Annotated in this window: 12 protein-coding genes; 3 read left to right on the top strand and 9 right to left on the bottom strand. The window is 61.2% G+C overall.

Features of this window, described 5'->3' with window-relative positions; translation table 11 throughout:
* Positions 1-2: 2 nt before the first annotated feature.
* The 3 genes from ACA067_RS11440 to ACA067_RS11430 form a co-directional block, all read right to left on the bottom strand.
* Positions 3-1817 carry an ABC transporter ATP-binding protein gene (locus ACA067_RS11440; RefSeq protein ID WP_497461850.1) on the bottom strand — a complete coding sequence of 605 codons (1815 nt, stop codon included), beginning with the start codon at positions 1815-1817 and terminating at the stop codon, positions 3-5.
* Between the two features lie 47 nt (positions 1818-1864).
* On the bottom strand, positions 1865-2995 hold the full coding sequence (locus tag ACA067_RS11435) for a hypothetical protein (RefSeq protein ID WP_497461849.1): 1131 nt from the start codon (positions 2993-2995) through the stop codon (positions 1865-1867).
* Between the two features lie 114 nt (positions 2996-3109).
* A complete protein-coding gene (locus ACA067_RS11430; RefSeq protein ID WP_497461848.1) occupies positions 3110-4147 on the bottom strand; it encodes an AraC family transcriptional regulator in 1038 nt (345 codons plus the stop codon).
* A 166-nt stretch (positions 4148-4313) separates the two neighbouring features.
* On the opposite strand from ACA067_RS11430, the gene ACA067_RS11425 reads away from it, so the two are divergent.
* The 3 genes from ACA067_RS11425 (at position 4314) to ACA067_RS11415 (ending at position 6315) form a co-directional block, all read left to right on the top strand.
* Positions 4314-5165 carry a 3-hydroxybutyryl-CoA dehydrogenase gene (locus ACA067_RS11425; RefSeq protein WP_497461847.1) on the top strand — a complete coding sequence of 284 codons (852 nt, stop codon included), beginning with the start codon at positions 4314-4316 and terminating at the stop codon, positions 5163-5165.
* The gene (locus ACA067_RS11420; RefSeq protein ID WP_497461846.1) at positions 5152-5811 is read left to right on the top strand and encodes a TetR/AcrR family transcriptional regulator; all 660 of its coding nucleotides are present in this window, start codon (positions 5152-5154) and stop codon (positions 5809-5811) included. The genes ACA067_RS11425 and ACA067_RS11420 overlap by 14 nt, the downstream gene beginning before the upstream one ends.
* Before the next feature lie 90 nt (positions 5812-5901).
* Positions 5902-6315: a VOC family protein gene (locus tag ACA067_RS11415; RefSeq protein ID WP_497461845.1), complete on the top strand. Its 414-nt coding sequence runs from the start codon at positions 5902-5904 to the stop codon at positions 6313-6315.
* A gap of 54 nt (positions 6316-6369) precedes the next feature.
* On the opposite strand, the gene ACA067_RS11410 is transcribed toward ACA067_RS11415, so the two are convergent.
* The 6 genes from ACA067_RS11410 to gabT form a co-directional block, all read right to left on the bottom strand.
* Positions 6370-7713, bottom strand: coding sequence for an OprD family porin (locus ACA067_RS11410; protein ID WP_497461844.1), 1344 nt, complete (start codon positions 7711-7713; stop codon positions 6370-6372).
* A 67-nt stretch (positions 7714-7780) separates the two neighbouring features.
* Positions 7781-8986 (bottom strand): acetyltransferase domain-containing protein, encoded by a 1206-nt coding sequence (locus tag ACA067_RS11405; protein ID WP_497461843.1) that lies wholly within the window; start codon positions 8984-8986, stop codon positions 7781-7783.
* 39 nt (positions 8987-9025) lie between these two features.
* Entirely contained in the window at positions 9026-9793 is a 768-nt protein-coding gene (locus ACA067_RS11400) for a DUF4198 domain-containing protein (protein WP_497461842.1), read from the bottom strand.
* Positions 9794-10271: 478 nt separating this feature from the next.
* The gene (locus ACA067_RS11395) at positions 10272-10760 is read right to left on the bottom strand and encodes an Lrp/AsnC family transcriptional regulator (protein ID WP_003174918.1); all 489 of its coding nucleotides are present in this window, start codon (positions 10758-10760) and stop codon (positions 10272-10274) included.
* Between the two features lie 44 nt (positions 10761-10804).
* Positions 10805-11461 carry an HAD family hydrolase gene (locus tag ACA067_RS11390; protein WP_497461841.1) on the bottom strand — a complete coding sequence of 219 codons (657 nt, stop codon included), beginning with the start codon at positions 11459-11461 and terminating at the stop codon, positions 10805-10807.
* A 98-nt stretch (positions 11462-11559) separates the two neighbouring features.
* Complete coding sequence (gabT, locus tag ACA067_RS11385; protein WP_497461840.1) at positions 11560-12852, bottom strand: 4-aminobutyrate--2-oxoglutarate transaminase; 1293 nt, start codon at positions 12850-12852, stop codon at positions 11560-11562.
* Positions 12853-13025 lie beyond the last annotated feature (173 nt).

Raw genomic sequence — 13025 nt, 5'->3', positions numbered from 1 at the left:
GCTCAGCGATAACCCTTGGCCTGCAGGTTGAACAACTGCGCATAGCGCCCGCCCGCCGCCACCAGACTGTCGTGGTCCCCTCGCTCCAGGATCGCACCCTGGTCCAGCACGATGATGTGATCGGCATTGCGCACGCTGGAAAAGCGGTGGGAAATCAGTAAGGTCATGCGGCCTTCGGTGTGCTCGCTGAAATGCTCGAACACCGCCGCTTCCGCCGCCGGGTCGAGCGCCGAGGTCGGCTCATCGAGAATCAGGATGTCGGCCTCGCGGCGCATGTAGGCGCGGGACAAGGCGATTTTCTGCCATTGCCCGCCGGACAGTTCCTGCCCACCGGCGAACCAGCGGCCCAACTGCGTGGCATAACCGCGATCCAGGCGTTCGATAAAGGGCGCAGCCATGCCCTCCGCGGCAGCCTCCTGCCAACGCTGTTCATCGTTGAAGGCCAGGGTGTCGCCGACGCCGATGTTCTCGCCGACCGAGAACTGGTAACGGATGTAGTCCTGAAAAATCACGCCGATGCGGCGACGCAGCGCGTCTTCTTCCCACGTCTGCAGATCGCTGCCGTCCAGCAATATCCGGCCCTGATCGGGACGGTACAGACGGGCCAGCAGTTTGATCAGCGTGGTCTTGCCCGAACCGTTCTCCCCCACCAGCGCCACACTGTGTCCAGGCACCAGGTGCAGATCGATGCCTTCCAGCGCGGCGCGACTGGCACCCGGATAACGGAAACCGACGTTCTCGAAACGCAAACCATCGCCGGGCACCGCGCCCACCGTCAGGCTGCCGGTATCGACCACCACCGGTTCGGCCAGGTATTCATAGAGACTCGACAGATAGAGCCCATCCTCATAAAGACCGCTGATGGCGCTGAGGCTGCTGCTCACCGCCGTCTGCCCCTGCTTGAACAACACCAGGTACATGGTCATCTGGCCGAGGCTGATGCTGCCATGGACGGTATCGACCACCACCCAGGCATACGCCAGGTAAAACGCAGCGGTGCCCAGCAGCCCCAACCCGAAACCCCAGCCATCACGGCGCAGCGTCAACCGCCGGTCTTCGGCATAGAGACGGGCGAACGTCTCGCGATAACGCTTCAACAGCAGCGGCGCAAAACCGAACAGCTTGACCTCTTTGATATAGCCTTCGTGGGACAGCAGCGTCTCGATGTAATTTTGCTGGCGACTCTCGGGCGCACGGCGGGTGAACAGGCGGAAGGCATCCCCGGAAAAGTGCGCTTCGGCAAAGAACACCGGCAACGCGCCGACCACCAGCAGCACCAGCGCCCACGGCGAAAAATGCACCAGCAACACGCCGAAGCTGATCAACACGATCAGGTTCTGGATCAGCCCCAACGACTTCATCACCAGCGCCAACGGCCGGGTCGAGGCCTCGCGCCGGACCCGCACCAGCTTGTCGTAGAACTCGGAATTCTCGAACTGCACCAGCGACAATGTCTGGGCCTTCTCCAGAATCATCGTGTTGACCTTCTGCCCCAGCTGCACCCGCAACAGCGACTGCTGGACCGACAACGCCCGCTGGGTCCCGGACAGCAACGCCAGCACACCGGCTTCAAACAGCACATAACGCACCACCGGCCACAACGGCGCACTGCCCTGCTGCGCATGCAATTGCATGGCGAAGACCACCGCATCGACGATGCGCTGGCCCAGCCAGGCGGCCAGCGCTGGAAGCACACCGGCGATCAGCGTTGCCAGCACCAGGCCTAGGAATAATCCGCGTGAGGTTCCCCAGACCAGGAGTAAGGCGCGCCTGGCCTGGTCGAGCAAGGAAGTGACGCGGTTAAGAGCAACTGGCATACGGCGCTGGACCCGGCTTGGCGATGACAACAATGCGCCATGGTACTTCAGCCAGGGATTGGCGCGGGTGCTGCAGAGGAAGCAGTTTTTGGCGTAGCGCGCGGGCAGACATCAACGCCCACCAGACTGGCACGAGGTACAAACTGCACCGCCTTGGAGTCGGTCTTCCACAGGCGCACAAAGTAAATACCGTCTGCCTCGGCAATGACGCGTAACGGGCGACTGAAGCCCGGCCTGTCGGGATCCGTGAGTGCCTCGAGCCCTTTGCTCTCGGGGGCGAAATTCATGAGGGTGCAATTGCGTGCGCCGGAGGCCGAGACTTGAAAGGCAAACCCGCCCAGCTTGGCGCCTGAGGTCGGAAACAAGCCCAGGACGATGACCAGGACCATGACGGCGGACGCCACCAGGGCCACCGGGTTGTCATGGCTGCGCATCTTGACCACGAACAACGCACCCAGGAGCTGGATCATCCAGACCGCCAGCAATTCCACCAGCATCAGCGGCACCAGCCACCACAGGTTACTGACGTATTGGCCGGCGATGTCGATCGCCACCATCGTGACATTGAGAATCACGACCACCTGAACAAAGGCGGACATCACACACGCAATGCGAAAATCCATCGACACCGGGCCTTCCACACCGCGCGTCATCAGCCAGCAGTAACAGGCAATCGTCAGCCCCGTACCCACTACCGCCGCGGTGCCCCAGTACCAGTTGCCCGTCACCTGAGAGCCGATGACGCTGAGCACTGCGCAGAAAGTCCCGAGGAGCAATAGGCTTCCGCCCCAGCGCCATAACATACGACGGTGGCGCGCCCTGTGTTCGGCAGAGGTTTGATCAAGGGTGAGCTCGTCGCTCAGGCGCTTGCCGGAATCATTCAATCGATGAAACAGGACGAAAATCGGCAACAGGACAAAAGCCACCAGCACCGAAATGATGAACACGAGTATCGCGGACATGACCGGCAGTGCAGAGATGACGGCTGAAGAGGTGATACTCAGCGGGATCTTTTCTTCCTGAATGTATTGATACAGGTACACCCCGGCAGTGAGCAGTATGGCCAGGGTCAATGGCCAGGCGCGCTCATTGAGCCACAACAGGCTTTTACTCAATCGGCTAAAGCGATCGGGTGTCGGGTTTACGGTTCTCGGGGGAATGTTTTCAATATCGGTCATCGACAGGCTCCAGTTCCTTGGGGTCAGCGTCCTTGTTGCAAACAGCGTTGAACAGAGACTAGGAGCTGCGACTCTACAGCCCGAAACCGCCGAAAACATCGGGGTCGCGCTTAATCAGATCGGTCTGTCAGAGCCTTCTGACAATTCACCCTGAAACCGCGCCCGATAGCGCCCCGGACTTTCCCCCGTCCATTTCTTGAACGCCCGATGAAACGCACTCGGCTCCTGAAACCCCAACCGCTCGGCAATATCGCCGATGCTCGCCTTGCTCTGGCGCAACTGCTCGAATGCCACCCCACGCCGCACTTCATCTTTGATCTCCTGGTACGAACAGCCTTCGCGCTCCAGTTTGCGGCGGAAGGTGCTGGGGCTCAGGTGCTGTTCCAGGGCGAAGGCCTGCAAGGTCGGCCATTCGCTGTAATGGCTGTGGCGCAGGCGCTGATGAACCTGCGACGCCAGGCCGTGCTGGTTGCGGAAGCGGATCACCAGCCATTGCGGTGCGGTGCGCAGGAATACTTTCAACGAGGCCAGGTCCTGAATCACCGGCAAGCGCAGGTAATGACTGGCAAATTCGATCTCGGTGCGTTCGGCGCCGAAGGTCAGGTTGGGCCCCCAGAGCAAATGGTCATCGCTGAGGGGAACGCGCTGATGGCGAAAGTCCGCGCGATCGATGGGGATGCGTCGACCGCCCAGCCAGCACAGCAGGCTGATCATCAACACCAGGAACGTCTCCTCGCCCAAGCGTGCGAGGTCGTCGTTTTGCGCGCGGGTTTCCAGGCTGATGACCGCCCGTTTGCCGCGCACAGTCAGGGTGCCGCGAAAGTCCCGCAGGAACAGGGCGAAGTTGACCAGGCACTGGCGCATGGCTTTGTGCAGGTCGGGCTCCTGAATCAGCGCCCGGCAGATCAGGGCGAAGCTGCCCGGCGGCATGCCATGGGAGTCGAGGCCAAAGAATTCGTCGTCGAGTTCGCGAATCTGGATCAGCCACAGCGCGGCAAACGCACTGGCAGGAACCCGCGCCGTGGGTTGCGCGATCGATAGAGAGTCGATGCCCGCCTGTTCCAGCGCAACCTTCCGGCGCTGTGGATCGTCTCCCAACCCATGGATCATTGCCTGTACGAAGTAGGCGGCTACCGAGTCCTTTTCCCGCATGTGAACGCTTCTCTCCCCATCACCCGAATGGCAAAAAACATCAGTGCCGTTGAACAGTTTCGGCATAGGACAACCGCCCTGCCGGCTCTAGACTCGTGGCCAATAGTACGCCTTCGGCCGTTGCGGCGGCCAAGGTATCGCAAGGTTTGAGCGCAAGGACACAATCATGAAACTGCAAGATATTGGCGTGATCGGTGCCGGCACCATGGGCAATGGCATTGCGCAAGTCTGCGCCCTGGCCGGTTTCAACGTGACCTTGATCGACATTTCCGACAGCGCCCTGCAAAAGGCCATCGCGACGGTCGGCAAAAATCTCGATCGGCAGATCGCCAAGGACACCCTGACCCAGGAGCAAAAGCTCGCCACCCTCGACAAGATCCGCACCAGCACCGACTACAGCAGCCTGCAGAATGTGCAACTGGTGATCGAAGCCGCCACCGAAAACCTCGAGCTGAAACTGCGCGTGCTGCAACAGATTGCCGCGCAGGTCAGCCCCGACTGCGTGATCGCTTCCAACACCTCATCGCTGTCTATCACCCAACTCGCCGCCAGCGTCAGCCAGCCCGAGCGTTTCATCGGCCTGCACTTCTTCAACCCGGTGCCGGTGATGGGCCTGATCGAAGTGATCCGCGGCCTGCAAACCAGCGACGCGACCCACGCCCTGGCGCTGGACATGGCCACCACCCTCGGCAAGACCGCGATCACCGCCGGCAACCGTCCGGGCTTCGTGGTCAACCGGATCCTGGTGCCGATGATCAACGAAGCGATCCTGGTGCTGCAGGAAGGCCTGGCCAGTGCCGAAGAGATCGACGCCGGCATGCGCCTGGGTTGCAACCAGCCCATCGGCCCGCTGGCCCTGGCGGACCTGATCGGCCTGGACACCGTGCTGGCGATTCTCGAGGCCTTCTACGATGGCTTCAACGACAGCAAATACCGCCCTGCTCCGCTGCTCAAGGAAATGGTCGCTGCCGGTTACCTGGGACGCAAAACGGGGCGCGGCTTCCATGCCTATGCCTGAGCGTTGTTCACGTTTCACCGAGTACCGGGACAAAGTCCTGGAACTGTTCGCCAGCAAGGGGTTCGGCCAGGTCGGCATGCGTGAGCTCGCGACCTGCCTGGGGCTGTCCCCGGGATCGTTGTATCACCATTACCCCAGCAAGCAGCACTTGCTGCTTGATCTGATCGAAGAGTTCTACGAAGAGCTGCTGGCCACCCTGGGGCGCATCGCCCAACAGGCTCCGGCCAAGCGCGACAAACTGCAGGCGCTGATCCGCGCGCATGTGAACCTGCATCAGGAGATGCCCTGGCATTTTCGTCTGGTGGAGCGCGACAGCGGCTGCCTGAACGAAGAGCAACAGCAACGGGTGCGGCAACTGCGCGAGCAGTACGAATGCAAATTGCTGCAGATGCTCGGTACTCGGTCGCGGTTCAGTGAACAGGGCCGGCGGGCCGCCGGGCATGCGATTGCTGCCTTGCTCAACAGCGCGCCCAGCTGGCTGGCGCAGCCTGCGCTGGATGAACCGGAGCGCGATGAATTGCTGGAAAGCCTGGTGCGCGGCGCCATCGAGCGTGTGCTCGCGCCGCGACGCGCGCCCGAGGCAATAAGCCTTGCCTCGTCCATAGAAAAAACATCTAAAAAAACCCAACCGCCCGCTGCGTTTTAAGGCTTTGCTACCCGAGTCGAAACACATCGGAAGTCACTGGCCAGGCAAACGGTCAACCGATGTGTACCCTCAATGACCGGGAGCTGAAACATGAAAATCAATCCCTACCTCATCTTCAATGACGATTGCAAAGCCGCCTTCACCTTCTATGCCCAAGCCCTGCAAGGCCAGATCGAAATGATGATGACCTTCGGTGAAAGCCCGGCGCGCGAACACTTTCCCGCGGATTTGCACAACCTGATCATCCACACCCGCCTGTCGGTGGGCGACCAGGCGATCATGGGCTCGGACACCACACCGGACCGTCCCGCGGATGAAATGGCCGGTTGTTCGGTCTCGCTGAATGTCGAGAGCATTGCCGAGGCGGAGCGCGTGTTCACGGCGCTGGCCGAAGACGGCAAGGTGCAAATGCCACTGGAAGCCACGTTCTGGGCGGCGCGCTTCGGCATGCTGGTCGATCGGTTTGGCGTGTCGTGGATGGTGAACTGCGAAAAGGATCAGTGATCAAAGGGCCCAACCTGAACAAGGTTGGGCCCCTTCCCGCCGGGGATCCGCGCTTTAGAACTTCCCGCCCAACGGATACTCGACCGCCAGGCGAATCTGATTGGCGTCCAGTTCGGCCTGGGCCGTGTTCCCGCGATGCACTGCATGCCGCAAGGAAAACGCCAGGTTCTTCGCCACCCCCGACTGCACCACGTACCTGGCCTGCAGATCGCGTTCCCAGTGCTTGCCGCCCTGCCCGTAGCCCAGCCACTTGTAGCCACCGTTGGGGTCCATATGACTGCCATCGATGCCGCTGCCGCGTACGTACAGTGCACTGAAGCTCAGCCCGGGAATGCCATAGCCGGCCAGGTTCAAATCGTAGCGGGCTAGCCACGACGCTTCTTCGGGGGCGTTGAAGTCGGACAGCGCCACGGCATTGCTCAGATAGATCGCGCCACGGGTCACATAGTCGTAAGGCGTGTCGCCATCGACCTTCTGATACCCCAGGCCAAAGCTGTGAGAGCCGATCTTGTAGGTCGAGAGCAAACTCCAGGTGGTGTTGTCGATGCGGCCGGACAAGGCTTTGCCGGTGTCCTGAGTCCGATACAGATTGAGGTCGAAGATCAACTCCTGGCCCGGCGCCAACGGCCGGGTGTAGAGCGCCCCCAGGTAATGCTGGCGCCAGGTGTCGTCGTAGACTGCGCTGAACAGGCTGGCACTGAGGCCTTTGACCGCCGTGTTGCGTACCCCCACCAGATCGAAGCTGTTGCCCTGCCTGCCGTTGGAGTAATTGACCACAAATCCTCGGTCGTGACTGCTGGCGTTGCGGTCGGTACTCTCGTTGAAGTGCCCGCCGTACAGGGTGGTGGCGGGCAGTTCACGGCTGGTCAGCAGCCAGCCTGTGGCGGTTTCCGGCAGCAGGCGACTGTCGGATGAGCCGAACACCGGGGTTTTCACCCGCTGCTCGCCGTAGCGCAACTCCGTCGAGGACAAGCGCAGTTTGGCCACCGCGCCGCCGCGACTGAATTCATCCTTGGGATGCCCGTCATTGTCCACACCCAGCACCCGCGCCTTGCCGGCCCGACCGCCGCCGCTGTCCAGTTGCCAGCCGGAATACACATGGGCGTCCAGGCCCACGCCCAGGGTGCCGGTGGTATAGCCGGAGGTGTAATCGGCCATCAGGCCGTAACCCCACTCCTCGGCCAGGTCACTGCGTTCGCTTCGGGGTTTGTAGGCATTGCGTGCGCCATTGCTCAGCGAGCCGTGTTGATAGTCGCGCCGATCGTAGAGGCTGCGGTTGAGCAGGCTCCATTGGCTGTCCTCGACAAAGCCTTTGGCGGTGTCTTGCTCCGAGGCCAGGGCGAGCAGGGACTGCCCGCCCAATGCCAGAAGCAGGGTATGCGTCGATAGGGTTTTCACAGTGCAACTCCAGGAAAATCGGGGTTGGCAAGGTGTCCCGCCGATCGGGGGACACCCTTTGGGCACGTCAGAGGTATTTGAGGATCGCGATGTCGCGGCGGCGCTGCTTGAGGTTGGCGAACCAGCGCGTCGGGAAGAACAGCAACACCCCGAGGATCACGCTCCACAGCCACACCGTCGGCAAATTGTCGAAGCCGTAGTAAGCGCCCTGATTGGCGCCCCAGATCGAAACGGCCACCAGGTACATGGCCTTGAGCACATACAGGTGCAGCAAGTAGAAGAACATCGGCGCGCCGCCGTAGATCGCCAGGGTGGCGATGGACCAGCGCTCTTGCAGTTTCTCGAACCACGCCAGCAGGATCAGCGACAGGCCGATCGTCGGCATCAGGAACATCAGCGACGGCGGATACTTCTTCGCGCTCATGAAGCTCATGAAAGTGCGCAGCGAATCACCCGTCCGCACCCAGGGTTTCTCGCCATAGACGTTCAGGTAACGAATGAACACGAACGCCACCAGCAAGCCGAAGCCCAGTTTCAGCAGCCGGGAATTGCGCTCGGCCGACGGCATGTCCTTGCCGAACCACGGGCCGATGCCCCAACCCAGCAGGATCACACCGATCCAGGGCAATACCGGGTATGTGGTGCGGGCCCGGGTGAATTCGGTGATATCGATGAACACCCGCTGATGCAGGATCGACCAGGGCACGAAGAACGGCGACTCAGGCCCCACGGTCACGCCGTCGAGCAAGTTGTGCCCGGCAACGATGGCCACCCCGAGCACGATCAGCCAGCTGCGTTTGAAGTGCAGCAGCCCGGCGAGCACGATCATGCAGATGCCGATGCACCAGATCACCTGCAGCCACAGGGTCTTGGGCGGAAACTCGGCGTTCCAGGCGAAGCAGACGAAGGTGACTTCGAGAAACACCAGGAACAGCCCGCGCTTGAGCAGGAACACCGAGGTTTCCTTCGCTGTGTGTTTCTGACTGTAGAGCCAGGCCGACAGACCGGTGAGGAAGATGAATGCCGGGGCGCAGATTTCGCTGAGCATGCGGGTGAAGTACAGGTCCGGCGTGACGCTCAAGGCATCGATCGGATCAGTCACTTGCAGGTGCAGCAGAAAGGTTTCGCGCACGTGGTCGATCAGCATCAGCAGCATGACGAAACCGCGCAGGGCGTCGATTGCCAGCATCCGGGTGTTGGCCTTGACGGCACTGTTTGCAAGTGCAGGGGAAACGGTTCCCGCCTGCCCTGCCAATCCTGAAGATAGGGACATATCAGTCACTCATGTAAAGGTCGATGGACGACAGCAGGATCAGGCCTGTTTCTTCAGCCGGGCGACTTCCGATGCCGGCAGTTGCGACGGAGCCCGGGGCAACGGCGCCTGGCCCTGCGTTCGATAGAACGACAGGGTCGAACTGAAGCTCTTCAGGTCGAATGGCTCGGTCTTGCCTTGGGGACTGACGCGCTCGCCGGGGGTGCGGTCCTTGTATTCGACGGCCACCACGTACGTGCCCTGCCATGGCAAATCGAAGCTGACCTTGCCGGTCGCATCGGTGCGCCGGGTAACGACCTCACCGGAGCCTGTTTCCAGCATAACATCCTGATCTGGAAGAGGTTTTTCCGAATAGAACACTTGGAACTGCGCCTTGTTTCCGTCAACGATGCCGGTAGGGACGATGTCCAGGGTCAATTCCGGAGTCCGCGCGCGCAAGTCACCGACCCAGCGGGTCGCCGGCGTCCAGTGCGCCTTCAGGGTTTTGTCGGCCTCATGCAAATCAAAGATCGGATAGTGCGGGTCCTGGGCCAGCAGCGAGTCATCGGTTTTGGTTTGATGGGCCACCGCAAAAGCCTGGCGCTGCAAGGTCAGCGTCAACGGCTGAGGGTTGCTCACCGACCAACCCTTGAGTTGCTGGAAGCGGTCCATCCCGCCCGGCGTCACTTCCAGGATGTTCTTGTCGTATTCCCCGTAGTACAGCGCCAGTGACTGGCCGGGTGGTTGTTCGTACCAGATCTGATGCGCCTCGCTGCTGCTCGCCAGCATGAAGACGCCAAAACCCAATAATGCCTTTGCGTTGCTCATTCGCATTTTTTTACGCTCCGATTGGTGTTATTCAGCGGATCGTGGCAACCGCCCTGGCCGGGTCGACAGCCACGCCACAATCCGCACCCCTCTCTCTGAACGCATTACAACGCAGGCCCTTTTGCACGTTGCTCCGAATTCAGCGTTTACAGCGCTACCGGCAACTGTTTTCGGCTCGAAAACAGCCGTTTATGCGGACTGCGCCAGCATGAAGCGCCAGGAGTGGTTCTGCGCGAACCGTGTCCAACCGAGGTGCATTTCAGAATGCGCAACCTGTGGGAGCGAGACCGGCTTGCCGGCGAAGGCGTCCGGTCAGTCGATATTGATGTCGACTGACACTCCGCCTTCGCCGGCAAGCCGGTCTCGCTCCCACATGGATTGCACTGACTGACTGACTGACTGACTGACTGACAGCAGCCCGCCGCGCACCTCTTTCAAAGTCGCGGCGGGCTGTATGGGAATGGGGGTGGGGGATGTCTCAGTGACGCAAAAGTTTACGCAGCGGCACGCCGTCCTTGAGTACCGGCGACTTGATGACGATGTAGCTGAAGTACTTGGAGATGCCGATATTCTTGTCCAGCAGGCTTTCGACCACTTCCTGATAATGCTGGATGCTGCGGGTCATGAAGCGCACCAGATAATCGTAGCCACCACTGATCAGGTGGCACTCCAGTACCTCATCGACCAGACGGATGTTGGATTCGAATTTGGCGAAGTCTTCGCGCTTGTGGTCGCTCAAGGTGATTTCAGTAAAGACCGTGACCGAGTCGGTGATCTTCGCCAGGTTCAGGTGCGCCTTGTAGCTGGAAATATACCCCGCCGACTCCAGCCGCTTGACCCGTTGCAGACAGGGGCTGGCCGACAGTCCTACGGCATCGGCCAGGCTGACGTTGGTCATGCGCCCGTCCTTTTGCAGCTCGACCAGAATGCTGATATCGATCCGGTCCAGTTTTACTAACCCTTCCATTGCCTACCTCTGACTGCCATTTGTAAGACAATCTTCTAGCAAAATCAGCGCCGTAAAGACAGCTGATGCTGCGCCACCAGATCCGCCATGCTGTTGATGCAGTAATCCGCGGCGCACGGGGTCGGCTGTTTTGCCCGCCCGCGACAGATCAGGCACAGGGCCCTGCCCGCCTGTCGACCGACCGAAGGTCGGGTCACCTGGAGGATGTCAGCGGCTTGCAGTTCGTTGGCTTGCAGCCACTGCGGATCGAGCAAGGGATCACTGGCCAGTGAAATGAAATCCTCAGGACTGATCCCCAGGCGCTCACAGAGCAGGCCGCGATCTTCGGCATCCCGGTCGCCCTGCACCAGCAGGCGGTAGAACTTGCGCAGGTACAGCATCGCACCCGGCGCATCCTCGAACAGTGACCAGCCGGCCACCGAACGGGCAAAGCTCATGCCCTCCTCCCAGCTTGCTTTCAATCCCCAGCGCTCGGCCAGTTGCCGATGGGCGAAACACAATAAGCCACTGAACCCCAGCTCATCGAAACGCGGATAAAGCCCCCGAACCACCTCGGCGTATTCGGCCAGCACCTGATCCTTTTCAGGACGCCCGCCCCGGCTGTCGAGCAGCGGTTGCAGCGCGGTCCAGACCCCCGAATCCCGATCGACCAGGACCTCATCGCAATCGATGAGCAGTGCTCGATAATCAGTCAGCCCCATGGTGCGCAACGCCTCCGATGATGCATTTCATTCCATCCATGCTCCATAAACGCTCACGGGCGATGCGTTGCAGCACCGCCCCGAGCGCGGGCATGAGCTTATTTCAAGACCCGTGCCAATGCCGCTTGCAGAATCTGCAAGGCTTCGTCGACCTGCGCTTCGGTGGCCACCAACGGTGCGAGGAAACGCAGCACGTTGCGGTACACCCCGCACTTGATCACCAGCAGGCCACCGGCCCGGGCTTCATCGATCAGGCGCTGGTTGAGGTCGGCGTCCGGCGTGCGGGCTTCGTCATCCTTGATCAACTCGATCGCCAGCATGAAGCCGGTGCCGCGTACGTCGCCGATTTGCCGGTGACGGGCCTGCAACTGCAACAAGCCCTGGCGCAAACGCTCGCCCAGTGCTTCGCCGCGGGCCAGCAGCTGTTCTTGCTCGAAGGCTTCGATCACTGCCAGTGCCGCGGCGCAGGACAAGGCGTTACCGCCGTAGGTGCCGCCCAGGCCACCGGGCAGCGGCGCGTCCATGATCGCGGCCTTGCCGACCACCCCCGACAACGGCAAGCCACCGGCCAGGCTCTTGGCCACGGTGACCAGGTCCGGCTGGATGCCCGCGTGCTGGAAACCGAACCATTTACCGGTACGGCCGAAGCCGGTCTGGATTTCATCGAGGATCAACACGATGCCGTGCTTCTCGGTCAGGGCACGCAGGCCCTGGAGAAACTCCGCCGGTGCCGAGAGGAAACCGCCATCGCCCTGCACCGGTTCGATGATGATTGCGGCCACGCGCTCAGGGGCAACCTGGGTCGCCAGCAGTTCGTCGAGGGCCTTGAGGGCCATGTCGCAGCTGACACCGCGATAAGCGTTCGGATACGGCGTATGGAACACTTCCGGCGCGAAGGGGCCGAAGTTCTGTTTGTAAGGCTGACTCATGCCGGTCAGCGTGGTGCCGAGCAAGGTACGGCCGTGGAAGCCGCCGCGAAAGGCGATCACCGCCGAGCGGTTAGTGTGGGCACGGGCGATCTTCACCGCGTTTTCCACGGCTTCGGCGCCGGAGGTGAAGAACGCCGCCTTATAAGCTTCTTTGCCACCGATCATTTCGCACAAGCGCTGGGCCAGGTCCAGATACGGCTGATAGGCCACCACCTGAAAACAGGCGTGGGAGACTTTCTGCAACTGGGCCTGCACCGCGGCGACCACCTTCGGATGGTTGTGGCCGATGTTCAACACGCCGATGCCGCCGACGAAGTCCAGGTAGCGCTTGCCATCCACGTCCCACAACTCGGCCCCCTGGGCGCGATCGATCACCAAGGGGTGAGCGGTGACCAGGCCACGCGGCACGAACTGATCGCGCTGACGGAGCAAATGAGGGGTTTCGTCGACTTTGCTGTTCATGGCATTTCCCATCGTGAGTCCGGCAACCGGGAAGTGGTTGCGATGGTGTTCAGGTTAAGGCTTGCGCGAAACGATCTACGCCGAACTTGGCCCCTGAGAAATTCGGATCGACTGTTTTCACCCCGCCAAACGGCAGATTCCTTCAGCCCGCCGAATCTGCCGGCCACTCACCG

It is taken from the genome of Pseudomonas sp. LBUM1674, from assembly GCF_059695635.1.
This window is presented reverse-complemented; position numbering and strand designations above follow the sequence as displayed.

Excerpts from the sequence above, each read along its gene's own strand:
- ACA067_RS11390 (WP_497461841.1), bottom strand. The coding sequence starts at position 11,461 with ATGGGGCTGACTGATTATCGAGCACTGCTCATCGATTGCGATGAGGTC.
- ACA067_RS11435 (WP_497461849.1), bottom strand. The coding sequence starts at position 2,995 with ATGACCGATATTGAAAACATTCCCCCGAGAACCGTAAACCCGACACCC.
- ACA067_RS11440 (WP_497461850.1), bottom strand. The coding sequence starts at position 1,817 with ATGCCAGTTGCTCTTAACCGCGTCACTTCCTTGCTCGACCAGGCCAGG.
- ACA067_RS11415 (WP_497461845.1), top strand. The coding sequence starts at position 5,902 with ATGAAAATCAATCCCTACCTCATCTTCAATGACGATTGCAAAGCCGCC.
- ACA067_RS11420 (WP_497461846.1), top strand. The coding sequence starts at position 5,152 with ATGCCTATGCCTGAGCGTTGTTCACGTTTCACCGAGTACCGGGACAAA.
- ACA067_RS11430 (WP_497461848.1), bottom strand. The coding sequence starts at position 4,147 with ATGCGGGAAAAGGACTCGGTAGCCGCCTACTTCGTACAGGCAATGATC.
- gabT (WP_497461840.1), bottom strand. The coding sequence starts at position 12,852 with ATGAACAGCAAAGTCGACGAAACCCCTCATTTGCTCCGTCAGCGCGAT.
- ACA067_RS11425 (WP_497461847.1), top strand. The coding sequence starts at position 4,314 with ATGAAACTGCAAGATATTGGCGTGATCGGTGCCGGCACCATGGGCAAT.
- ACA067_RS11400 (WP_497461842.1), bottom strand. The coding sequence starts at position 9,793 with ATGAGCAACGCAAAGGCATTATTGGGTTTTGGCGTCTTCATGCTGGCG.
- ACA067_RS11405 (WP_497461843.1), bottom strand. The coding sequence starts at position 8,986 with ATGTCCCTATCTTCAGGATTGGCAGGGCAGGCGGGAACCGTTTCCCCT.
- ACA067_RS11395 (WP_003174918.1), bottom strand. The coding sequence starts at position 10,760 with ATGGAAGGGTTAGTAAAACTGGACCGGATCGATATCAGCATTCTGGTC.